Annotated in this window: 20 protein-coding genes; 10 read left to right on the top strand and 10 right to left on the bottom strand. The window is 72.5% G+C overall.

Annotated elements, in window-relative coordinates:
- Nucleotides 1-32 precede the first annotated feature (32 nt).
- On the bottom strand, nucleotides 33-881 hold the full coding sequence (locus ACFWW9_RS01515; protein WP_390370414.1) for an NAD(P)-dependent oxidoreductase: 849 nt from the start codon (nucleotides 879-881) through the stop codon (nucleotides 33-35).
- A complete protein-coding gene (locus ACFWW9_RS01510; protein WP_390370413.1) occupies nucleotides 878-2,236 on the bottom strand; it encodes a hypothetical protein in 1,359 nt (452 codons plus the stop codon). The genes ACFWW9_RS01515 and ACFWW9_RS01510 overlap by 4 nt, the downstream gene beginning before the upstream one ends.
- Nucleotides 2,237-2,323: 87 nt before the next feature.
- On the opposite strand from ACFWW9_RS01510, the gene ACFWW9_RS01505 reads away from it, so the two are divergent.
- The 3 genes from ACFWW9_RS01505 to ACFWW9_RS01495 all read left to right on the top strand — a co-directional run bounded on the left by ACFWW9_RS01505 (nucleotide 2,324) and on the right by ACFWW9_RS01495 (nucleotide 4,956).
- A complete protein-coding gene (locus tag ACFWW9_RS01505) occupies nucleotides 2,324-2,650 on the top strand; it encodes a putative quinol monooxygenase (RefSeq protein ID WP_390370412.1) in 327 nt (108 codons plus the stop codon).
- 274 nt (nucleotides 2,651-2,924) lie between these two features.
- Complete coding sequence (locus ACFWW9_RS01500) at nucleotides 2,925-4,061, top strand: NlpC/P60 family protein (RefSeq protein ID WP_390370411.1); 1,137 nt, start codon at nucleotides 2,925-2,927, stop codon at nucleotides 4,059-4,061.
- Nucleotides 4,062-4,095: 34 nt separating this feature from the next.
- On the top strand, nucleotides 4,096-4,956 hold the full coding sequence (locus ACFWW9_RS01495) for a M23 family metallopeptidase (RefSeq protein WP_390370410.1): 861 nt from the start codon (nucleotides 4,096-4,098) through the stop codon (nucleotides 4,954-4,956).
- A gap of 73 nt (nucleotides 4,957-5,029) precedes the next feature.
- Here the strand turns inward: ACFWW9_RS01495 and ACFWW9_RS01490 are convergent, their stop codons facing one another.
- Both ACFWW9_RS01490 and ACFWW9_RS01485 read right to left on the bottom strand, forming a co-directional pair.
- Nucleotides 5,030-7,924 carry a BTAD domain-containing putative transcriptional regulator gene (locus ACFWW9_RS01490; RefSeq protein ID WP_390370409.1) on the bottom strand — a complete coding sequence of 965 codons (2,895 nt, stop codon included), beginning with the start codon at nucleotides 7,922-7,924 and terminating at the stop codon, nucleotides 5,030-5,032.
- A gap of 216 nt (nucleotides 7,925-8,140) precedes the next feature.
- A complete protein-coding gene (locus tag ACFWW9_RS01485) occupies nucleotides 8,141-9,847 on the bottom strand; it encodes a sulfatase (RefSeq protein ID WP_390370408.1) in 1,707 nt (568 codons plus the stop codon).
- Between the two features lie 113 nt (nucleotides 9,848-9,960).
- Between ACFWW9_RS01485 and ACFWW9_RS01480 the strand changes: the two genes are divergently transcribed.
- Nucleotides 9,961-10,632: a RibD family protein gene (locus ACFWW9_RS01480; RefSeq protein ID WP_390370407.1), complete on the top strand. Its 672-nt coding sequence runs from the start codon at nucleotides 9,961-9,963 to the stop codon at nucleotides 10,630-10,632.
- A 6-nt stretch (nucleotides 10,633-10,638) separates the two neighbouring features.
- Here ACFWW9_RS01480 and ACFWW9_RS01475 read toward each other — a convergent pair whose 3' ends face one another.
- Nucleotides 10,639-11,376 (bottom strand): CDP-alcohol phosphatidyltransferase family protein, encoded by a 738-nt coding sequence (locus tag ACFWW9_RS01475; protein ID WP_390370406.1) that lies wholly within the window; start codon nucleotides 11,374-11,376, stop codon nucleotides 10,639-10,641.
- A gap of 44 nt (nucleotides 11,377-11,420) precedes the next feature.
- On the opposite strand from ACFWW9_RS01475, the gene ACFWW9_RS01470 reads away from it, so the two are divergent.
- Nucleotides 11,421-12,404, top strand: coding sequence for a zinc-binding alcohol dehydrogenase (locus ACFWW9_RS01470; RefSeq protein ID WP_390370405.1), 984 nt, complete (start codon nucleotides 11,421-11,423; stop codon nucleotides 12,402-12,404).
- Nucleotides 12,391-13,089: a creatininase family protein gene (locus ACFWW9_RS01465; RefSeq protein WP_390370404.1), complete on the top strand. Its 699-nt coding sequence runs from the start codon at nucleotides 12,391-12,393 to the stop codon at nucleotides 13,087-13,089. Before ACFWW9_RS01470 ends, ACFWW9_RS01465 begins: the two co-directional genes overlap by 14 nt.
- Here the strand turns inward: ACFWW9_RS01465 and ACFWW9_RS01460 are convergent.
- The 4 genes from ACFWW9_RS01460 to ACFWW9_RS01445 are packed head-to-tail and all read right to left on the bottom strand — an operon-like array spanning nucleotide 13,003 to nucleotide 16,182.
- A complete protein-coding gene (locus ACFWW9_RS01460; protein WP_390370403.1) occupies nucleotides 13,003-13,977 on the bottom strand; it encodes a YbhN family protein in 975 nt (324 codons plus the stop codon). The two genes, ACFWW9_RS01465 and ACFWW9_RS01460, sit on opposite strands and share 87 nt — an antisense overlap.
- Nucleotides 13,977-14,756, bottom strand: coding sequence for a class I SAM-dependent methyltransferase (locus ACFWW9_RS01455; RefSeq protein ID WP_390370402.1), 780 nt, complete (start codon nucleotides 14,754-14,756; stop codon nucleotides 13,977-13,979). The genes ACFWW9_RS01460 and ACFWW9_RS01455 overlap by 1 nt, the downstream gene beginning before the upstream one ends.
- Entirely contained in the window at nucleotides 14,753-15,781 is a 1,029-nt protein-coding gene (locus ACFWW9_RS01450; protein WP_390370497.1) for a glycosyltransferase family 4 protein, read from the bottom strand. The genes ACFWW9_RS01455 and ACFWW9_RS01450 overlap by 4 nt, the downstream gene beginning before the upstream one ends.
- A 2-nt stretch (nucleotides 15,782-15,783) precedes the next feature.
- Nucleotides 15,784-16,182, bottom strand: coding sequence for a 6-pyruvoyl tetrahydropterin synthase family protein (locus ACFWW9_RS01445; RefSeq protein WP_390370496.1), 399 nt, complete (start codon nucleotides 16,180-16,182; stop codon nucleotides 15,784-15,786).
- 87 nt (nucleotides 16,183-16,269) lie between these two features.
- On the opposite strand from ACFWW9_RS01445, the gene ribA reads away from it, so the two are divergent.
- The 4 genes from ribA to ACFWW9_RS01425 all read left to right on the top strand — a co-directional run bounded on the left by ribA (nucleotide 16,270) and on the right by ACFWW9_RS01425 (nucleotide 19,708).
- Nucleotides 16,270-16,917 carry a GTP cyclohydrolase II gene (ribA, locus tag ACFWW9_RS01440; protein WP_390370401.1) on the top strand — a complete coding sequence of 216 codons (648 nt, stop codon included), beginning with the start codon at nucleotides 16,270-16,272 and terminating at the stop codon, nucleotides 16,915-16,917.
- A 41-nt stretch (nucleotides 16,918-16,958) separates the two neighbouring features.
- A complete protein-coding gene (locus tag ACFWW9_RS01435) occupies nucleotides 16,959-17,711 on the top strand; it encodes an inositol monophosphatase family protein (protein WP_390370400.1) in 753 nt (250 codons plus the stop codon).
- A 192-nt stretch (nucleotides 17,712-17,903) separates the two neighbouring features.
- On the top strand, nucleotides 17,904-18,440 hold the full coding sequence (locus ACFWW9_RS01430; RefSeq protein ID WP_390370399.1) for a PadR family transcriptional regulator: 537 nt from the start codon (nucleotides 17,904-17,906) through the stop codon (nucleotides 18,438-18,440).
- Complete coding sequence (locus tag ACFWW9_RS01425; RefSeq protein WP_390370398.1) at nucleotides 18,437-19,708, top strand: FAD-dependent oxidoreductase; 1,272 nt, start codon at nucleotides 18,437-18,439, stop codon at nucleotides 19,706-19,708. Before ACFWW9_RS01430 ends, ACFWW9_RS01425 begins: the two co-directional genes overlap by 4 nt.
- Here the strand turns inward: ACFWW9_RS01425 and ACFWW9_RS01420 are convergent, their stop codons facing one another.
- Nucleotides 19,709-20,890: a cytochrome P450 gene (locus ACFWW9_RS01420; protein WP_390370397.1), complete on the bottom strand. Its 1,182-nt coding sequence runs from the start codon at nucleotides 20,888-20,890 to the stop codon at nucleotides 19,709-19,711.
- Nucleotides 20,891-20,941: the final 51 nt, after the last annotated feature.

The following is a 20,941-nucleotide window of genomic DNA, read 5'->3' as shown; positions in this document are numbered from 1 at the left end:
AGTCGTGGACCGTCCGAAGAGGACGGTGGGGCTCAGCCCTTGCCGATGACCCGGTGCAGCACGGACATGTCCTCCTCGCCGAACCCGGCCTCCACCGCCGCGTCGAGGTGGGCGAGGGTCGCCCGCGCGCCCGCGAGGTCGACGGCGTCGCCCCCGGCGTCGAGCACCAGCCGGGCGTCCTTCGCGGCGAGCCGGGCGGAGAAGCTGGCCGGGTGCTCGTCGGCGATCATCTGCTTGCCCTTGACGTGCGCGTACGGCGTGTCCACCGCGCCGCCCTTGATCGTCTCCAGGAACAGCGCCGGGTCGAGGCCCAGACTTCCCGCCAGGGCAAGGCTTTCCGCCAGCGCGTTGGTCAGCGACAGCACCCACGCGTTGGCCGTCAGCTTCAGCGCGCTGCCCGCGCCCGCCTCGCCGACCCACACCGTGCGGCCGCCGACGGCGTCGAACACCGGCGCGCAGCGGTCCCGCGCGTCCGACGGCCCGGACGCCAGCACCACGAGCTTGCCCGCCTCGGCGGGCTGCTTGGTGCCGACCACCGGCGCGTCCACGTACACCGCGCCCGCCTTCTCGGCGATCGCCGCCAGCGTCGCCGCCCACTCCACGCCGACGGTGCTCATCTGCACCCAGAGCTGTCCGGCCGCCAACCCGGCGTCCGCGATCACGGCCTCCACGCCGGGACCGTCGGCCAACACCGTGACCACGATGTCCGCCCCCTCCACGGCCTCGCGCGGGGTGTCCACGACCACGACGCCGTGCTCCGCCAGCGGTTCCGCCTTGGCGCGGGTCCGGTTCCACGCCCGCACGTCGAGCCCGGCCTTGGCCACGTTCGCGGCCATCGGGGCGCCCATGACCCCGGTCCCCAGAAAAGCGATCCTCGTCATGCCCCCGATCCTGCCCCTGTTCGGCGGCGCGCACGAACCGAGGCCCCGTCGCGCCAGAACGCCACGCCGTCCCGCCGCAGCTCCACGCCCTCGGACGTCACGACGAGCGCGTCGGCGGGACCGGCGACTTCCAGCACCACGCCGCCGTCAGCACCTCGCACCCGGAGCACGCCGTCGTCGTCGAGCACCAGGCTCGTGTTGTCGGCGCCCAGGTACCTGTCCCACTGCCACGTGCCGTCCGCGGCGTGCAGCACGAGCCGCTTGTCGTCGCGGTGCGCGAACACGACCGTCCCGTCGGCGGAGGTCAACGACTGCCGCCGCAACGACTGGCCGGGCAGCAGCGTGTCACCGCGGCCCACCTCGACACCGGTCGCGGCGCAGCCCGCGTGGCCGTCCAGCACCCACGACGTGCCGTCCAGCCGCACGGTCCCGTCGTCGGCCACCACGAGCCGGGTAGCCCCGGTCGTGCCCGCGCGCCACACCGGAGCGCCGTAGAACGTCCGCAGCACGAGGTCGCCGTCGGTGAGGTCCACCCAGCCGTCGCCCACCCAGTGCGTGCCCGTCGCCCACACCGCCCGGTCGCAGTACAGGACGAGGTTGCCGTCGTCCTGGTGCACGAGGGTGTGCGCCCCGTTCGGCGAGGTCAGCGACTGGTGCCGCAGCCTGCCGCCCGCGGGGAGTTCCGGGCCGCCGTGGGCGTACGGCGTCGAGGGCGGCGCCTCGGCGGGGGTGTTGTGGTTCACCTCCCGCCACAGCGGGTTCCCGTCCCGGTCGACCAGGCACAGCCGCCAGTACGCGACGCGCCGGTCCGGCAGCTTGCGCCAGGTCAGCTCCGCGCCGTCCTGGTCGAACCAGCTGGTCAGCGCCTCCGGCAGGTACATCCCCGAGATGCCGCCGGGCGTGTCCTCGCTCGCCCGCAGCAGCCCGCAGTGGCCACGGACGACGGTCCGCCTGCGACGGCCGGTCTGCACGAGGTGGGCGGACTCGGTGATCGCGCTCACCGGGGCGGACCCGCGCAGCACGGTGGTCTCCACGGCCCCGGTGCGGGAGTTGACCAGCCGGACCCGTTCGGTGCTGAGCAGCTCCAGGTCACCCGAGTCGGTGACGCGGAGGGCGTCGGCGTCGGGGTGTTCCAGGTCCGACGTCCAGACCAGCTCGTACGACGAGTCCCGGACCTCGACGGCGGTGTACCCGAGCGTCAGCGTGCCCGGCGCGCCCGCCCGCCAGGTGGCCTCGCCGGTGGCGGTGTCGACCAGCGTGGCGACGTGGTCGGAGTCGTAGCCCAGCACGTGCCTGCCGTCGCACGACGTGAGCGGATCGTCGTGGAGCTGCCCGAATTGACTCATCTCGTGCACCGGCCCACCGTAGTGCGCGAACGAGCGGGGTGAACGGCGAACAACTGCCGTCCACCAGCACCGCAGACGTCGCACCCGAGGAGAGTCATGATCTTCATCACGGCGAAGTTCCGGATCAAGCCAGAGCACGCCGAGGCGTGGCCGGAGATCTCCCGCGAGTTCACCGAGGCGACCCGCGCCGAGCCCGGCTGCCTGTGGTTCGACTGGTCCCGCAGCGTCGACGACGCGACCGAGTACGTGCTCGTGGAGGCGTTCCGCGACGACGAGGCGGGCGCCGCGCACGTCGGGTCCGAGCACTTCAAGAACGCGGGCAAGACCCTGCCCGCCTACCTGGTGGCGACGCCCAAGATCGTGAACTTCACCGTCCCCGGCCAGGAGTGGTCCGAGCTCGGCGAGATGGCCGTCGAGGCCTGAGCACGACCGAGCACCCCCGAGCACCCGAGCCCGCCGACCTCCCGAGGTCGGCGGGCTCGCCGCTTCCCAGGGGGTGCGGGTCCGCGACGGCCGTCGACATCCCGCGGTGGAACACCCGGACATCTCCACGGCTTGGGAAAGCGGCTTCCACCTGCCGGTTTACCGCGCCCTAGGCGAACGCTGACGCGCCACTCGCAGTATTCGTCGTGACAGGACACCCCCGGCCAGGAGTTCGGCCGCACCACCATCCGCTGGTGACCCACTCGGAGGCCCGATGCCCACCCGCACGTCCACCGCACTGCGCCGAGCGGCGACCGGCCTGCTGGCCCTCGCCTTCGTCGGATCGGGCATGGCCGCCTGGACCGGCTCCGCGACCGCCGCCGAGCGCACCTACCAGGTCAAGACCACCCTCGACGGCCGGACCGTCAAGGATCCCGACGTCCCGGTCGGCGCCAAGCGCGTCGCCGACATGTACGTCGCGGGCAGCCCCGTCACGCTGACGTGCCAGGACCGCGGGCCGAGCTACGGCGGCAGCGACATCTGGGACCTCACCGACGACGGCCTGTGGATCCCGGACGCCTACGTCGACACCGACTCCACGGGCATGGTGATGGCCAGGTGCGCCATCCCGAAGTCCTACCCGGCGAAGACCGACCTCAACGGGCGCAAGAAGAAGGGCGAGGCCGCCACCGCTCCCGGCGCCGTCGTCGACAAGTACCGGGAGGGCCAGTCGGTCCCGGTGGACTGCCAGGCCTTGGCCGGCGGGGCGATCTGGGACCACACCACGGACGGCCTGTGGGTGCCCGACGAGTACGTGAAGACCGGCATCACCGGGTTCGTCGAGGGCCTGCCCCGCTGCGACGTCGACGGCCTGCGCCCCGGTGGCGGGGACGGCGGCACGACCACCCACGGCCGCAACACCGGTCCGGCGGGCCCGACCACGGGCACCCGCCAGCAGAAGGTGGACCGCGTGATCGCGGCGGCGAAGTCCCAGATGGGCAAGGGGCTCCTCTACTCGTGGGGCGCGGGCGGCAAGGGCGGCCCGTCCTACGGCATCCACCACTACCCCGACGGTAACCCGGCCAACGGCGACGACTACGACCGCCGCGGCTTCGACTGCTCGGGCTTCACGCTCTACGCGTTCTGGAAGGGCGCGGGCATCGACATCGGCGCGAACACCACGGCGCAGTACAAGTCCGCGCACTTCGTTCCCCTGAGCCAACTCCAGCCCGGCGACCTGATCTTCTGGGGCGACGGCGACGACCGCAACACCACCACCCACGTCGCCCTCTACCTGGGCGACGACCAGATCCTCGAGGCCGCCCCGCCGCGCGACGGCAGCAGCGTCCACATCCGCGGCACGTACGGCAGGTCTTCCTGGACGGCCCACGCCGTCCGCTACCTCAGCTGATCCATCCGCACACCAAGATGGGGGATTCACCGAGATGAAGCTCAACGCGCTCGTGGCGGCGGGCATCGGCCTGCTCGTCAGCGTCGGCGGCATGGCCGTCGGCGCCGGGATGGCCGTGGCCGACCCGAACTTCCAGGTCCCGTTCCCGTGCAACCAGACGTGGGAGGGCCAGACCCGCAGCGACCACAGCCCCGCCAACGCGGTGGACTTCAACCGCGCCAACGACGACGGCGACGCCGTGGTCGCGTCCTCCTCCGGCACCGTGAGCCGGGTCGCCAACGAGGGCTCCACCAGCTACGGCAAGTGGATCGAGATCAACCACGGCGGTGGCTGGACCACCCGCTACGCCCACCTGTCCGCCCAGCGCGTGTCGGTCGGCCAGAGCGTCTCCACCGGCCAGACCATCGGCAACGTGGGCAGCACCGGCGGGTCGACCGGTCCACACCTGCACTTCGAGGAGCGCCTCGACGGCAGCGCGGTGAAGGCCAAGTTCAACGGCACCACCGCCCTCTACTGGGGTTCCAGGAGCTACAAGAGCAACAACAGCTGCGGTGGCGGCGGTTCCGACGACAACCCGTACGACGCCGAGGAGGTGTGCGGCTCGGGCTACAAGGTCGTCGACTCCGCGGCGCTGGGCACCAAGGGCCGCGTCTACCTGACCTACAACGCGGGCAACGGCAACAACTGCGCCGTCACGATGAAGCACACCAAGCTGGGCACGGCGTCGGCGTCCTCCGCCTTCCTGGAGGTCCAGGGCTCGGCGCGGACCACCGACTCGGGCAACTTCTCCTACTACGCCGGTCCGGTCCGCAAGGCCGCGCCCGGCAAGTGCGTGAAGTGGGGCGGCTCGGTGGACTCGGAGTCCTACACCAGCGGCTTCGAGCACTGCGGCTGACACCGGTGAGGGGAACGCCCCGGTCCACAGTGGACCGGGGCGGACCCGTTGGCGGGCAAGGGAGTGGGGGATGTCAGTCGACGAGCACCGGGTCGAGGTAGCCGAGGAACGACTCGAAGAACACGGGCAGCCGCACGTCCACCCCGTCGAACAGCACGCGCGCCGTCCGCTGGTGCAGCGCGGCCTCACCCGCCTGCCCCTCGGCCAGCAGCGCGCGGGCCAGCTGCCGGTGCCCCGCCGCCCGGCCGTACGCGCTGCCCAGTTCGCTGGTCATCGCCAACGACGTCCGCGCGTCCTCCAGCGCCGCGGCCGGGTTCCCCTGCCGCAGGTGGATCTCCGACCGGCTGAGCAGCGTCGTCCACTCGTCCTCGCGGTTGCCGACCTCCCGCGCCCGCGCCATGCACTCGTCGAGCAGCAGCAACGCCCGGTCGAGGTCGCCGAGGTGCCCGTGGAGCAGGCCGAGGTCCGCCACGCAGATCGCGATGCTGTGCGGCGCCCGGTTCTCCCGCGCCAGGTCGAGCGCGTGGCTCGCCAACGACACCGCCGTGGTGTCGCGGCCCGCCAGGTGGTGGGCGCGGGCCAGCACGTGCAGCGTGCCGACCCCGGCCCCCGGCGCGCCGTGCTCGTCCAGGATCGCCAGCGCGCGGTCCAGGTGCGGCACCGCCTCCTCCGCGAGGCCCAGGTAGTTCGTCAGCAGTCCGCCGAGGCTGACCAGCACCCGCGCCCGCGCCAGGTGGTCGTCCCCGGCCAGGTCCAGCGCCCGCTCGTACCGCTCGCGGGCGGGCCCGTACCGACCGGCGACCTGGTCGGCGAACGCCCGCACGACCAGCGCGAGCCGTTCGGTCGCCGGGTCGAGCACGGTCGTCGCCACGGCCGCGGCGATGCGGCCGGTCCGCGCGATCTCGGCGTGCAGGTCCTGCTTCCACAGGTGTTCCTGGAGCATCCGGGCGATCCGCAGCGCGAGCACGCCGCCGTCCGGCCGGGCCGCGGCCTGCGTCGCGGCCACGAGCAGGTTCGGCGTCTCGGCCGCCATCCACGCCAGGCACTCCCCGATGCCGCCGGGGTGCTCCGGCGCGCCGTCCGGGCGCGGGACGTCCAGCGGCCGCAACGTCGACTGCACGGCGCGGAGCGTGCGGTCGTAGTGGGTCAGCGCGCGCGTCACGGCCGCCGACCGGTCCTCCGCGGTCTCGTCCCGCTCGGCCTGCTCGATGGCGAACAGCCGGAGCAGGTCGTGCATCCGGTACTCCCCCGGCGCTCCCACGTCCACGAGCCCGGCGTCCACGAGCGGGTCGATCGCCCGTTCGGCCTCGATCGGGTCGAGCCCCAGCAGGGCGGCGGCGACCGGCAGCCGCAGCGTCGGCAGGGTCAGCAGCCCCAGCAGCCGGAACGAGTGCGCCGCGACCCGGCCGCGCGCGGAGCCGTCGCGGGTCAACTCCTCGTAGCTGAGCCGCACGCTGGAGCGCACCGCGAGGTCGTCGAACCGCAGCTCGTCCAGCCGGTGCCGCTCGTCGTCGAGCCGGGTGGCGAGCGAGGCCAGCGTCCAGTCCGGCCTGCTGCGCAGCCGGGCGGCGGCGATCCGCAGCGCCAGCGGCAGGTAGCCGCAGCTGCGGGCCACCTCGGCGGCGGCGAGCCTGCTCGGCTCGTCGGTGACCAGGCCGGTGACCGCGCTGAGCAGCGCGACGGCCTCGTGCTCCGGCAACGGGTCCAGCGCCAGGTGCAGCCCGTCCAGGGTGGCGAGCATCCGCCTGCTGGTGACCAGCACCGCGCTGCCGGGCCCCGCGGGCAGCAGCGGGATCACCTGGCCCGCGTCGATCGCGTTGTCCAGCACCACGAGCACCCGCCGTCCGGCGAGCGTCGACCGGTACAGCGCCGCGGCCTCGTCGGCCTCGGACGGGATCGCCAGCGGCGGAGCGCCGAGCGCGCGCAGGAAGTGCTGGAGCACCTGCACCGCCTCGACGGGGTCGCGGCCCGGCGTGGAGCCCTGGAGGTCGACGTAGAGCTGGCCGTCGGGGAACAGGTCGGCCGCCAGGTGCGCGACCCGCAGCACCAGCGCGGACTTGCCCCGACCACCGGGCCCGTGGACCGCGCCCACGACGGGGTCCGCGGCGGCGAGCGCCAGCAGGTCGAGCAGCACCTCCCGCTCGCGGTCCCGGTTGACGAACACCGCGGGGTTCGCGGGCAGCTCACGCGGCGCGAGCCGTTTGACCTCGGGCACGGCGTCAACGGGGGCGGGGATGTCGCCCGCCAGCACGGACGCGTGCAGCGCCCGGAGCTCCTGGCCGGGGTCGAGGCCCAGCTCGTCGGCCAGCAAGCGCTTGCCGTCGGCGAACACCGACAGCGCCTCGGCCTGGCGGCCGGAGTGGTGCAGGGCGAGCATCAGCTGGCCGCGCAGGCGTTCCCGCAACGGCTGCTCGGCGACCAACGCCGTCAACTCCGGCACGAGGTCGCGGTGCCGCCCGGCCCGCAGGTCGGCGTCGACCCGGTACTCGACCGCGCCGAGCCGCTCCTCCTCCAGCGCGTCGCCGAGCCGCCCGCCCCGGCCGGTGTGCCGCAGTTCGGGGACCGCCGTGCCGCGCCACAGCCGCAGTGCCTCGCGCAGCAGGTCGCCCGCCACCACCGGGTCGGCCGCGGCCGTGGCCCGCCGGACCAGCTCGCGGAACGCCTCCAGGTCAAGCGCGCCCGCCGGGATGTCCAGCCGGTACCCCTGGCGGGAGCCGGACAGCGTCGCGCCGGGCCCTTCGCCGAGGAGTCTGCGCAGCTGCGACACGTACACCTGGACGACCTTGCGGCCGCTCGCGGGAGGCTCGTCCTCCCACAGCACGGCGAGCAGGCTCTCCACCGACACGACGTGGCCCGCGCTGAGCAGCAGGCTGGTCAACAGCCTGCGCTGCTGCGGGGCGGCTATCTCGAGCGAGCGCCCGTCACACCGCACCTCCAACGGCCCCAGAACCCCGAACGACCAGCTCACAAGTCCACCCAGACACGCGTCGGCCGACCACCGTCCACAGGGCTGACCGCTCCCCGCCGCTACACACGCCGGTGGGGTCCACGGCGTTGCCCCGGTCAGCCGATCGCGACGATAACAGCACGGCCCGGTCTCGCCAGGTCGTTGAACGGTGCGCAAATCACCCCGGCGGGAGCCGCGGGATCGACTGCTCCGCCCGGCACGTCCGGGCCGAACGGGTCAGTGGTTCGGTGACGCGGGCGGGGTCTTCCCGCTGAACGCCGTCAGGAACTTGTCGCGGAAGGCGTCCATGCGCCACACGGGTGCGTTCGCGCCCGGCTTGAGGCCGTCGTCCCAGCCCCAGCCCGCGACCTTGTCGAGCACGGCGGGGTCCTTGGCGACGATCGTGATGGGCACGTCGTGGCCCGCGTCGGCCCCGGTGACGACCTGGGCGGGCTGGTGGTCGCCGAGGAACACCAGCACCAGGTTGTCGTCGCCGAAGTTCTTCACGTACGACACGAGGGTGTCGAGCGAGTACTCGACGGACTTGGCGTAGTTGGCCCGCACGGTGGCGGGATCGCTGCCGAAGATGGTTTCCGGGGCCTCCGCGCCGGCGGTCATCTTGTCGTACACGGACCCGTCGCCGACGTCCTTCCAGTCGATCGGCTCGGGGATCGGCGTCCACGGCGCGTGGCTGGACAGCAGCGGCATCGCGGCCATCACCGGCGCGTGGCCGGGCGTCGAGCGCTCGCGCTGCTGGAACGCGGACAGCGTGTACTGGTCGGGCATGGTGGCGTAGCCGAAGCGCGGACCCCGGTACCCGATGTCGTTGCCGGGGTAGATCTTGTCGTAGCCGAAGTACTCGCCCTCCGGCCACGCCTGCGTGATGCCGGGCATGACGCCGACCGCCCGCCAGTCCGCCTTGGCGAACGCGCTGGGCAGCGACAGCCGGTCGCTCGCGACGAGCGTGCGGTACCGCTGCTGGTTCTCGATCCACAGCCCGGACAGCAGCGTCGCCTGCGCCAGCCAGCTGCCGCCGCCCGCCGTGGGCGAGGTCAGCCAGCCGCTGCGGGAGCCGTACCCGGCCGCGCGCAGCTCGGCGCCGCCCGCGTCGAGCGCGGCGGTGACCCTCGGCGCGATGTCCGGGTTCTCCAAGGCGTTCTTGCCGTAGCTCTCGACGAACGAGATCAGGACGTCCTTGCCGTGCAACGAGGTCAGCAGCTCCGAGGGCGGGGTGTCGCGGAACGCGTCCACCGCCGCCTCCTTCGCGAACGCCTCGCGGTCGTTGAGGCCCGCCCGCACTTGACGCGCGTGGTCGTAGACGAACTGCGACGCGGTGCCCGTGGAGATCGGCACGCCGGGCACGGCGAGGGTGATCCAGGCGACGGCCAGCAGCGCGACCAGGCGGGTCGACGCGGTGCGGTGGCCGGAGACGACGCGCGACAGGCGCAGCACCGCCCGCGCGGTGAGGACGATCAAGCCGATCACCAGCGCGACGGTCGCGACCACCGCGCCGATCGACGCGACCCGACCGACCGTCACGTCGACGTAGTCGACCGCGGGCCCGAGCAGCGGCCAGTCCAGCACCAGGTCGAACGGCCGGTACAGCACGGCGTCGAAGCCGATGTCCATGATCTTCACCACGAGCAGCAGCCCCAGTGCCGCCCCACCGACCACCGCGAAGATCCGCCGCGCCCTGGGCGGCAGGACGAGCACGAGCACCACGCCCAGCAGGCCCTCCACCGGGATGCGCAGGAACGCGCCGGGCGTGAACTTCTCCAGGTCGGCGGGGGCCACCAGCGCCGCCAGCACGAACAGGCCCGCGAGCACGGTGGTCGCGTACCCCAAGCCCCGCCGCCACCCGCTCCGGCCGGTGGGCGCGGTGGTGTCGTCGTCAGTGGTCGCCGGTTCCTCGGCGGACCGCCGGAACCGAGTCAGGAACGACATTCTGCGAACCCTCCGCCGAGGTGGAACGACCGGTGCACTGACAGGGGTAACGCTTGCGGTCGCCGGATGGTTCAGCGAGTGGCGAACCCGATCCGGTGGGTACCGTGAGGCCCGTGACCCGTCCGCACGTACTGCTCAGCGTCGCCGTCAGCGTGGACGGCCACATCGACGACCGGAGCGGCCACCGCTTCCCGCTGTCCAACGCGGACGACTTCGACCACGTGGACCGGATCCGCGCCGAGTCGTGCGCCATCCTCGTCGGCGCGGGAACCCTGCGCGCCGACAACCCGCGCCTGCTGGTCAACGACCCCGATCGGCGGGCCGCGCGCCTAGCGGACGGCAGGGCCGAGTTCCCCATCAAGGTCACCGTGAGCGGGTCCGGCGATCTCGACCCGGAGTGGAAGTTCTGGCACCACGGCGGCGAGAAGATCGTCTACACCAGCGATTCCGGCGCTCGGAGGGCGTCCGCCGCGCTCGGCGGGCTGGCCGAGGTCGTCGCGCTCGGTCCTACCGTCGACTTCGGAGCGCTGCTGGACGACCTGGGCGGCCGCGGGGTCGACCGGTTGATGGTCGAGGGCGGCGAACAGGTGCACACGGCGTTCCTGGCGGCCGGGCTGGCGGACGAGATCCGCATGGCCGTCGCCCCGATGCTCATCGGGCAGGCGTCCGCACCGCGCTTCGTGGGCGCCGCCGACTTCCCCGGCGGGCCCGCGCACCGGTTCCACCTGGAGGAGGTCACGCGGCTCGGCGACGTGGCCGTGCTGCGCTACTTCCCCAAGCACTGACCGCGGTCAGACGTGGGCCAGCACCAGGGCCCGCTCGGTGACGACGCGGTGGCGGAACAGCCACGCGGTGTCCCGCCCGAACGACCACACCAGTGTCGCCAGCGCGAACCCGACCAGGTACTGCGCGAACGGCACGAGACCGGACGCGGCGACCACCAGCAGCACGCCCTGAACGGCGGCCACGGTCTTGCGGGCGAAGCTCGGCGGCAGGTCGGCCCGCAGCCACGGCAGCGCCCAGGACGCGGCCACGAAGGCGTAGCGCATCGCGCCGATCGCCAGCACCCACGGGCCGAACGAGAACGCCACGTGCGCGCTCAGCACCAGGATCAGGAACGCGTCGACCTCCATGTCGAAGCGCGCGCCGAGCACCGACGACGTGCCGGTGCGGCGGGCGACCTGGCCGTCCACGCAGTCGAGGGCGAGCGCGACGGCGGTGAACGCCACCATCATCGTCGTCGGCACCCCCTCGCCCACGCGGTCGACCACGATCGCGGTCACGGAGCCGACGAGCACACCTCTGCCGAGGGTGACCCGGTCGGCCGGTCCGAGCGCGGTTCCCGTGCGTTGCAGCGCGTACCCCAGCAGGGACCAGGTCGCGACGGCGTACAGGACTCCGGTGAGCCAGCCCAACGGGCCCAGCCCCACCGTGCGCTCGACGACGGCGAGCAGAATGATCTGCGCACCGGCCCACGCCGCGTGCTCGGGCACGGCGGACGCGGTCTTGCTGTGCTGGAGTGTGGTCATCGTGCCCCTCGTGATGTGGGCCCCGTTTTTTCGGAGGTTCTTGGATGACACGCGCAGCGAGGGCACTTTGGTTCACCTCAAGCGGAAAAAGTGAGATCCGACCCGTGGATCTGGCCGCGCCGGGGCCGGACGAGGTTCTGGTGCGCACGCTCTACTCCGGGATCAGCCGCGGCACCGAGACGCTCGTGCTCAGGGGCGGTGTCCCGGAGAACCAGCACGCCGTGATGCGCGCTCCGTTCCAGGAGGGCGACTTCCCGTGGCCCGTCAAGTACGGGTACCTCAACGTGGGCGTGGTCGAAACCGGTCCCGCGGATCTGGTGGGCCGCACCGTTTTCTGCCTCTATCCACACCAGACGCACTACGTGGTGCCGGTCAGCGCCGTGACGCCCGTGCCGGATTCCGTCCCGGCCGAACGCGCGGTGCTGGCCGGGACGGTGGAGACGGCGGTGAACGCGCTGTGGGACGCGGCTCCGCTGATCGGCGACCGGATCGCGGTCGTCGGCGGCGGGATGGTCGGGTGCAGCGTCGCCGCCGTGCTCGCGAAGTTCCCCGGTGCCAGGGTCCAACTCGTCGACAGCGACCCGAGTCGAGCCGACGTGGCATCGGCTCTGGGCGTGGACTTCGCGCTGCCCCAGGACGCGCGGGAGGGCTGCGACCTGGTCGTGCACGCCAGCGCGACCGAGCAGGGCCTCGCGCGGTCGTTGGAACTGCTGGTGCCGGACGGTCGGGTCGTCGAGCTGAGCTGGTACGGGGACCGCCGGATCAGCGTGCCGTTCGGCGAGTTCTTCCACTCCCGCAGGCTGACCGTGCGCAGCAGCCAGGTCGGCACGATCGGCCGTCCCAACCGCACGTACGCGCAACGGTTGGCGCTCTCGCTGGACCTGCTCGCCGATCCCGCGTTCGACGCGCTGGTCACCGGCTCGACCGCGTTCGACGACCTGCCGGACGTGCTGCCGAAGCTGGCGGACGGCAGCGTTCCGGCGCTGTGCCACCGGATTGACTACCGTGCGGGACATGCTCCCGTTTGACACCACCACCGACGTCCGCGACCGCGCGGCGACCACGGCCGTGCTGCCCGTCGGCAGCCACGAGCAGCACGGCCGGTTCCTGCCGCTGGCCACCGACACCGTGATCGCCTGCACGATCGCGCGCGGGATCGCGGCCGCGCACCGCGTGCAACTGCTGCCACCGTTGACGATCACGTGCTCGCAGGAGCACTCGGCGTGGCCCGGCACGGTCAGCATCTCGGCCCGCACGCTGCACGCCGTGGTGACCGACATCGCGGACTCGCTGCGCCGCTCCGGCGTGCGGAACCTGGTGCTGGTCAACGGTCACGGCGGCAACTACGTGCTGTCGAACATCGTCCAGGAGTCGGCGAACATGGCCCTGTTCCCGCAGATCGGGGACTGGACGGCCGCGCGCGCGGCGGCGGGCATCGAGACGTCCGCCGACAGCGACATGCACGCGGGCGAGCTGGAGACGTCGATCCTGCTGCACGCGCACCCGGAACTGGTGCGGTCCGGCTACGAGACGAGCGACCACCTCGCCGACGACCGCCCGCACATGCTGACGCTCGGCCTCGGCCCGTACACGGAGTCCGGTGTGGTCGGTCGCCCGTCGCTGGCGTCAGCCCGCAAGGGCGAGGCCCTGCTCGCGGGGTTGACCGACGCGTTCGGGCAGTACCTGCACCTCCTCGACGGGCTCGACGCGTGAGGTCCGGCCGCGCAGCAGCACGACCACGCCGGGCAGCGCGGCCACCATCGCCAGCACGCCGTAGACGACCCCGGTCGTGAGCCCCTGCGCGGCGCCCAGTCCCGCGGCGCCGAACGCCACGGCCAGGAACGCCTCGCGGGGGCCGAAGCCGCCGATGTTGACCGGCAGCCCCATCACCAGCAGCGCCAGCACGATCAGCGGCACGAGCTGCGCCACCGACGCCGTCGACCCGGCCGCCCTGGCGGAGACCAGGAACAGCGCGACGTGACCGGCCAGGGTCGCCGCGGACAGCACCGCGACCCTGGGCGCGGCGTGCCGGGAGAACAGCCCGACCCGAGCGTCCGCCCAGGTCGTGGCCAACGCGCCCCGCACCTTGGCCGACCGCGCCGCGACGACCGCGACGAGGGCGAGCCCGGCCAGGATCGCGACCAGCACGCCGGTGTTCGGCACGAGGTCCACGGCGAGCACGGGCTGCGTGAGCAGCACCGCTATGCCGACGGAGATCAGCACCACCTGGCCGGCGAACCGCTCGAAGACCACCGCGCGCACCCCGCGACCGACGTCGCCGGACGCCTTGCCGTGGTGCACCGCGCGATCCACGTCGCCGAGCACGCCCGCGGGCAGCACCGAGTTGAGCAGCAGGCCGCGGTAGTAGTCGCCCACCGCCTTGCCGAGCGTGAGCGGCAGGCCGAGGGCTCGGGCGATGACCACCCAGCGCCACGCGCTGAGCACGGTGGTCAGCAGCCCGATGCCGAGCGCCGCCGCGATGGTCCAGCCGTTGACCGCGCGCAGCCCGTCGAGGAACGCGTGGGTGCCCAGGCGGACGCCCAGCGCGACCAGGATGCCGACGGCGACGAGCAGCCGCAGCCACGGCCAGACCCGGCGCATCAGGCGGCCCTCGGCAGCGCGAGCAGGTCGGTGTGGTGGACGACGGCGGTCACGCCGTCGAGCCTCCGACGCAGGTACTCGGGGGCCTCCGCGGCGAGTCCGGGCTCCTGCTCGACGGCCGCGCCGACCCACCCCCGCAGCCACTCGGCCGTCAACGCGGCCTGATCGGGCCCCAGCCGCCACGGACTGGGCCGGGTGACCACCTCGGACCCGACGCGCTCGAACGCGGCCACAGCGGCCGTCACGGCGTCCGGGCCGAGCAGCCGACGGCCGTCGACGACCCGCCGCTGGTGGGCGTTGAAGGCGTCCTGGAACACGACGTCGAGGGGGTCGGCGGGCTCCAGCTCGACCCGGCCGGCGACGGACAGCGTGAACAGCACCGGGATGCCCGCGCACGCCTCGGCCAGCCCGTCCACCTCCTCGGCGGTGAACAGGTCCAGCAGCGCCGACGCGGTCACCAGCGAGGTGCCCGCGAAGTCGTCGCCCCGCAGCGCGGTGAGGTCACCCTCCCGCGTCTGCACGGTCACGCCCTCGCGCGTCATGCTCGCGCCCGCCAACTCGAGCAGACGGGGGTCCAGGTCGTGCAGCACCCAGTGCTGCCGCCCTGCCAGCCGTCCGGCGAGCCATCGCCCCATCGATCCGGTTCCACACCCTAAATCACGTACGACGAGGGGTGTTCGGTTCAGAAGTGCTTCGCGAAGGGGGTCGAGAAGATCCACCGCGCGGGCCTCGGCGTCGGCCTTCTCCCGCAGTGCCAGCCATTCCGGAGCGAAGCTCATCCGCGCACCCTAACCAGCACGCGGGCCATCTCCTCGGCGGCTTCTCGCCATCCCGCGAGCCGGTCCCGCCGCAGGTGAGCCGCGTCACGGAGGTCCCGGCGCACCCGCTCGTCGCCGAACCAGCGCCGGAGTTCACCGGCCAGCGCGGCGACGTCACCGGGCGGCACGAGCACCCCGCCGCCGCCCAGCGCGTCGGGCACGGAACTGGCCACGACCGGGATCCCGCGGGCCAGCGCCTCCGTGACGACCATGCCGTAGGTCTCGGCGCGCGACGCCAGCACGAACAGGTCCGCGGCCGCGTACGCCCGGTCGAGCGGCTCGCCGTCGAGCGGGCCGGTGAACCGGACGCGGTCGCCGAACCCGTCGGCCACGCGCCGCAGCCGCCGCACGTGCCCGTCGTCCCGCAGCGGCCCGACGCAGTCCAGCGTCCACGGCACGTCGACCAGCGTCGCCAGCGCGTCGAGCAGCACGTCGTGCCCCTTGCGCGGGGTCACCGACGCCACGCACAGCAGCCGCGACACCCCGTCCGTGCCGGGCGCGAGGTCCGCCGGGTCGACACCCGGCGTGACCGTGCGCACCCGGTCCGGGGCCAGGCCGTGGTGCTCGACCAGCCGCCGCGACGCCCACGGGCTGGTCCCGACGACCGCGGCGGCCGCGGCCAGCACCCGCCGTTCGGCGGCGTCCAGCCCGGCCGCGACACCGGGGTCGATCCCGGTCTCGTCGGCCAGCGGCAGGTGCACCAGCACCACCAGCCGCAGCCGGTCGGCGTGCGGCACGACGACGTCCGGCACCCCGCACGCCACCAGCCCGTCCAGCAGCACGACCCCGCCGTCCGGCACCTCCGCAAGCGTTCGCGCCAGCTCCTCGCACGCCTGGGGCCCCGGCCGTGGCCAACCCCCGGCGACGGCAGTCTCGCGCACGTCCACGCCCAGCCCGACCAGCTCCCGGAGGACCCGCCGGTCGTAGACGTTGCCGCCGCTGGGGATCGACAGGTCGTCGACCCCAGCGGGCAGCACGACGTGGATCGTCACAGCGCGCGTTCGTAGCTCGCCCACGCCACGTGCGACTCGTGCAGTGTGACCTCGATCGCCGACAAGCCCTTCGCGCCTTCACCGAGAGCGCCCGCGTGCACGCGCTCCGCGAGCCGGTCCGCGATGTGCTTCGCGAGGAACTCCGTCGAGGTGTTGACGCCCTCGAACTCGGGTACCTCGTCCAGGTTCCGGTAGTTGAGCGCGGCGAGGACGGTGCCGAGCTCCGATGTGGCCAGTCCGATGTCGACCACGATGTTGTCCGCGTCGAGATCAGTCCGTTTGAACCGTGCGTCCACCACGAACGTTGCTCCGTGCAAGCGCTGGGCCGGACCGAAGACCTCGCCGCGGAAGCTGTGCGCGACCATCACGTGGTCGCGGACGGTGATGCTGAACAGGGTGACCTCCACCAGGTGAGCGGGTTACGGTGCAATCCCGGCCGAGCGTAATGACGTCCGACCGGTGTCGGGTGACGAGGGGATCGGATGTACGAGCAAGCCATCAGTCACGAAGACGTCGCCGAGTCCGATCTGGTGACACGCCGCGGCACCTTCCGCGCCGTGGCCTTCCGGGCCGACGGGCACGAGCACATGGCGCTGGTCTACGGCAAGACGCGCATGCGCGAGAACGTGCTCGTCCGCGTTCACTCGGAGTGCATGACGGGTGACATCTTCGGCGCCATGCGCTGCGAGTGCGGCGAGCAGCTCGACGCCGCGCTCGACCGGATAGTCGCCGAGGGCAGCGGGATCCTGATCTACCTGCGCGGCCACGAGGGCCGCGGCATCGGGCTGGTGGAGAAGGTCCGCACCCACGTGCTCCAGGACGAGGAGGGCCTCGACACCCTCGACTCCGCCACGACGCTCGGCCTGCCGATCGACACCAGGGACTACGGCCCCGCGGTGAAGGTCCTCAAGCACCTGCGCGTCGCGTCGGTCCGGCTCATGTCCAACAACCCGGACAAGATCCAGGCGCTCGAGTCGAACGGCATCACCGTCGCCGCCAGGGTCCCGCTCCTGGTGCAGCCGAACGACCACAACATCGGCTACCTGACGGCCAAGCGCGACCGCTTGGGCCACGACCTCCCGCAGGTCGACGTGTTCACCACGGACCTGCACCACGCGGCCGACCGTTGACCTACCGCGACCTGCTCCCCATCGCTCGCGAAGCCGTGGCGATGGGGAGCAGGATCATCCACTCCCGCCCGTTCGACCACGTCACCGCGAAAACCGAACGCGACCTCGTCACGGACATCGACCTCGCGGTGGAGGACGCCCTCCGCACCTTCCTGCGGGCCGAGGCACCCCACGTGGGCGTACTGGGTGAGGAACACGGCCACACCGGCCCGACCGACCTCTGGTGGGCCCTGGACCCGGTCGACGGCACCACGAACTTCGCCCGCGGCATCCCGTTGTGCGCGGTCTCCCTGGCCTTGGTGGACGACACCACCAGCGTCCTGGCGGCCATCACGTTGCCGTTACTGAACGTCGACTACCACGCCGTCCGCGACGAGGGCGCGTACGCAGGCGACCGCCGACTCCACACGTCCCCGGTGACGGACGTGGCGGACGCCGTCATCTCCATCGGCGACTTCGCCGTGGGCAAGGACGCGACCACGAAGAACGCCGTCCGCATCGCCCTCCTGACCCGCCTGGGCGCGACCGCCCAACGCATCCGCATGATCGGCACCGCCGCCATCGACCTCGCGTGGGTGGCGGAGGGCAAACTCGACGCCACGGTGATCCTGTCCAACATGCCGTGGGACACGATGGCGGGCGCACTACTGGTCCACGAATCAGGCGGCCTGGTCCTGGACCTGGACGACACCCCGCACACCTCGGCCTCCACCGCCACGATCGCGGTCACCGCGGGCCTGCGCCAGGTGGTCATGAACACCCTCAACCAGTCCTTTGAGGACGCTCAGGCCTGACCCGCCACTCCTGCCGCACTCACCCCGCTCTCCCTTCCGGCTGACCCCTGCCCTTTCAGCCGCACTCACCCCGTCTTCCGACCCTTTCCCAACCGCGCCCTTCCCTCTTCCGGCCACCTCCTGCCCCACCAGCTACTCGCACAGGAGTACTCGCCCTTGACTACCTGAGGTACTCGTGTTTGAGTACCTCCCATGAGTGCTACCCGGTTGTTCATCCTCGGCGCGCTGGCCCGTGGCGGACCCATGCACGGCCACCAGATCCGGCGGGCCGCGCAGGAGGACCGCACCGAGCTGTGGGCCGACGTGAAACCGGGTTCGCTCTACGGGGCCCTGCACCGGATGGCGACCGATGGCGTGATCGAGGCCGTGCGGACCGAGCGCGACGGGAACCTGCCGGAGCGCACGGTCTACGGCGTCACGGACGCCGGGCGCGCGGAGTTGGCGAAGCTGCGGCTCGGGATCCTCACCGACGCGCGGCTGCGGCCCGACCCCATCGACCTCGCCCTCGTCTTCACCGACGACCTGCCGCGCGAGGAGCTGCGCGCGCTCGTCGAGACCCGGCGCGCGGCCGTCGACACGACGTTGTCGGGCTGGCTGGAGTTGCGCGAGCAGGCCGCCCCGTACCTGACCGGTCTGGAGCCGCTCGGCTTCGACCACACGATCATGCGGCTGGAGACCGAGCTGGCGTGGCTCGACCGGCTGCTCGACGAACTGGGGAGAGAACCATGACCAAGGTGCTCATCGCGGGCGGTGGTGTCGGCGGTTTGGCGCTGGCGCAGGCGTTGCGGAAGGCGGGCGTGCCGGTGGAGGTGTTCGAGCGCGACGCCGAGGCCGACGACTGGCTGCTCGGCTACCGCATCCACGTCAACCGCCATGGCGGCCAGGCGTTGCGCCGCTGTCTGCCGGAACCGCTGTGGGAGGCCTTCGTCGCCACCGCGGGCCGCCCCGGCGCGGGCTTGACGTTCCACACCGAGCAGCTCACCGAACTCCTGCACGTCGAGGAGGAGCTGATGACCGGCGGTTCCCCGGACGGCCACCACGCGGTCAGCCGCATCGCCTTGCGCCGCTTGCTCCTCACCGACCTGAACGTCCACTTCGGACGGACGTTCGAACGCTACTCCCACAACGACGACGGCACTGTCACCGCGCACTTCACGGATGGCTCCACGGCTGTCGGCGACGTCCTGATCGGCGCGGACGGCGCGAATTCCACGGTCCGCGGCCAACTCCTCCCCGACGCCAAGCGCGTCGACACCGCCGTCCACGGCGTGGCGGGCCGCCTCCCCCTCACCGACGAAACTCGTTCCTGGCTCCCGGACCGCGTCAAGAACGGCCTGAGCATCGTCCTGCCCACCGACGACGAGTTCTTCTTCAGCGCCGTGTTCGACGGCCGCCGCCGCACCGCCGACGCGCTGGCCGCGGGCACCCACTTGGTCGACGAGGAGATGCTGGACAACGTCTCGGACTACCTCCTGTGGGCGTTCGCCACCCGCCACTCGCCCGCGGACGGCGTGGCCCCGCTCATCCGCGACTGGCACCCGACGCTCCAGCGCATGGTCGCCGAAACCGACCCCGCCACCGTGCACACCATGCGGTTCAAGACGTCCGCCCCGGTCACCCCGTGGCCCACCACCAGGGTCACGCTCCTCGGCGACGCCATCCACAACATGACCCCCGTGATGGGCCTGGGCGCCAACACCGCCCTCCGCGACGCCGCCCTGCTCGCCCACCAGCTCACCGCCGTCCACCACGGCGCTCCCCTGCTCGACGCCCTCGCCGAGTACGAACGCCGCATGCTCGCCTACGGTTTCGAGGCGGTCACCACGTCCCGCGACCGCGCGTACGAGTTCACCTCGCCCAACCCGATCGCCAAACGCGCCATGCGCGCCTGGCTGCGCCTCTGCGCGGCGATCCCGCCGATGAAGCGCGCGGCCTTCGGCGACAAGTGGACCGACGACACCGCGGGCCTCCCACCCGTCACCGCGCCGTCCCGCTGATCAGGCCCGCACGACCGGCAGGCTCTCCAGCCCGCGCATGACCCGCGACGGCCGCCACCGCAGATCCCGCTCGTCGACGGCGAACCGCACGTCCCCCAACCGCTCCAGCAGCAACCGGAACGCCACCGCGCCCTCCATCCGGGACAGCGCCGCCCCGACGCAGACGTGCGGGCCCCGCCCGAACGCGAGGTGCTCGTTCGGCGTCCGCTCCAGGTCGAGCCGGTCCGGGTGCGGGAAGCGGATCTCGTCGCGGTTGGCCGACCCGATCAGCAGGCTCACGACGTCACCGGGGTTGATCACCTGGTCGCGCACCCAGATCGGCGCGACGGCCACCCGGAACGTCGCGTCCCGCACCGGCGAGTCGTACCGCAGCAGCTCTTCGAGCCCCGTCCGGATCAGCGCGGGGTTCCGCCGCAGCCACCGCATCTCGTCGGGGTGGCGCAGCAGCGCGTGCATCCCGTTGCCGATGAGGTTCACGGTCGTGTCGTGCCCCACCAGCAGCAACAGGTAGGCGGTGCTGACCAGTTCCTCGTCGGTCAGCTCCACCTTCGCGTTGACCAGCGCGCCGAGGAGGTCCAGTTCCCCGACGGGCTTGCCGCGCTTGCGCTCCACCAGCTGGTTCAGGAACGCCCGCAGCCGCTTGTCGCTGCGGTGGCCGCTGGTGGGCACGACGGTGTTGGACAGCATCTTCCGCGTGGCGGGGGTGTTCATCTCCTCGGGCACCCCGAGGATCGCGCAGATCAGCGCGAACGTCAGCGGCAGCGCGAACTCGCCGACCACGTCGACCCCGCGTTCCGGGTCGACCCGGTCCAGCAGCCGCGTCGCCGTCCGCTCGACCAGCGGCTCCAACGCCGCGATCCGCTTCGGCAGGAACGCCGCCCCCACCAACCGCCGCAACCGCGTGTGCTCGGGCGGGTCGGCGTGCACGAGGTGCTTGTTCAACCCCTCGGGCCCGGCCCGGTACCCGGCGACCCGCTCGGGGTCCTTGCTCAACCTCTCGTCCGCGAGCAGGCACTTCACGTCGTCGTACCGCGACACGTGCCACACGACCCGCCCGTCCCGCTTCACCTCGGGGTACGCGGGCGCGGTCTGCCGCAACCACCGGAAGTACGGGTACGGATCGCTGCCCCTCAACTCCAAGAGCACGGAAGGCGGCTTCACCAGCACAGGTGCGTCAGCCATGGACTCACGTCCCCTTCACTCCGGCGGATTCGCCCCGAAACTAATGACCCC

The organism is Umezawaea sp. NPDC059074 (assembly GCF_042738955.1).
Taxonomy (GTDB): domain Bacteria; phylum Actinomycetota; class Actinomycetes; order Mycobacteriales; family Pseudonocardiaceae; genus Umezawaea.
This window is presented reverse-complemented; position numbering and strand designations above follow the sequence as displayed.

Excerpts from the sequence above, each read along its gene's own strand:
- ACFWW9_RS01465 (WP_390370404.1), top strand. The coding sequence starts at position 12,391 with ATGCTCCCGTTTGACACCACCACCGACGTCCGCGACCGCGCGGCGACC.
- ACFWW9_RS01460 (WP_390370403.1), bottom strand. The coding sequence starts at position 13,977 with ATGCGCCGGGTCTGGCCGTGGCTGCGGCTGCTCGTCGCCGTCGGCATC.
- ACFWW9_RS01425 (WP_390370398.1), top strand. The coding sequence starts at position 18,437 with ATGACCAAGGTGCTCATCGCGGGCGGTGGTGTCGGCGGTTTGGCGCTG.
- ACFWW9_RS01500 (WP_390370411.1), top strand. The coding sequence starts at position 2,925 with ATGCCCACCCGCACGTCCACCGCACTGCGCCGAGCGGCGACCGGCCTG.
- ACFWW9_RS01485 (WP_390370408.1), bottom strand. The coding sequence starts at position 9,847 with ATGTCGTTCCTGACTCGGTTCCGGCGGTCCGCCGAGGAACCGGCGACC.
- ACFWW9_RS01455 (WP_390370402.1), bottom strand. The coding sequence starts at position 14,756 with ATGAGCTTCGCTCCGGAATGGCTGGCACTGCGGGAGAAGGCCGACGCC.
- ACFWW9_RS01435 (WP_390370400.1), top strand. The coding sequence starts at position 16,959 with ATGGGGAGCAGGATCATCCACTCCCGCCCGTTCGACCACGTCACCGCG.
- ACFWW9_RS01475 (WP_390370406.1), bottom strand. The coding sequence starts at position 11,376 with ATGACCACACTCCAGCACAGCAAGACCGCGTCCGCCGTGCCCGAGCAC.
- ACFWW9_RS01420 (WP_390370397.1), bottom strand. The coding sequence starts at position 20,890 with ATGGCTGACGCACCTGTGCTGGTGAAGCCGCCTTCCGTGCTCTTGGAG.
- ribA (WP_390370401.1), top strand. The coding sequence starts at position 16,270 with ATGTACGAGCAAGCCATCAGTCACGAAGACGTCGCCGAGTCCGATCTG.
- ACFWW9_RS01495 (WP_390370410.1), top strand. The coding sequence starts at position 4,096 with ATGAAGCTCAACGCGCTCGTGGCGGCGGGCATCGGCCTGCTCGTCAGC.
- ACFWW9_RS01505 (WP_390370412.1), top strand. The coding sequence starts at position 2,324 with ATGATCTTCATCACGGCGAAGTTCCGGATCAAGCCAGAGCACGCCGAG.
- ACFWW9_RS01470 (WP_390370405.1), top strand. The coding sequence starts at position 11,421 with ATGACACGCGCAGCGAGGGCACTTTGGTTCACCTCAAGCGGAAAAAGT.
- ACFWW9_RS01515 (WP_390370414.1), bottom strand. The coding sequence starts at position 881 with ATGACGAGGATCGCTTTTCTGGGGACCGGGGTCATGGGCGCCCCGATG.
- ACFWW9_RS01430 (WP_390370399.1), top strand. The coding sequence starts at position 17,904 with ATGAGTGCTACCCGGTTGTTCATCCTCGGCGCGCTGGCCCGTGGCGGA.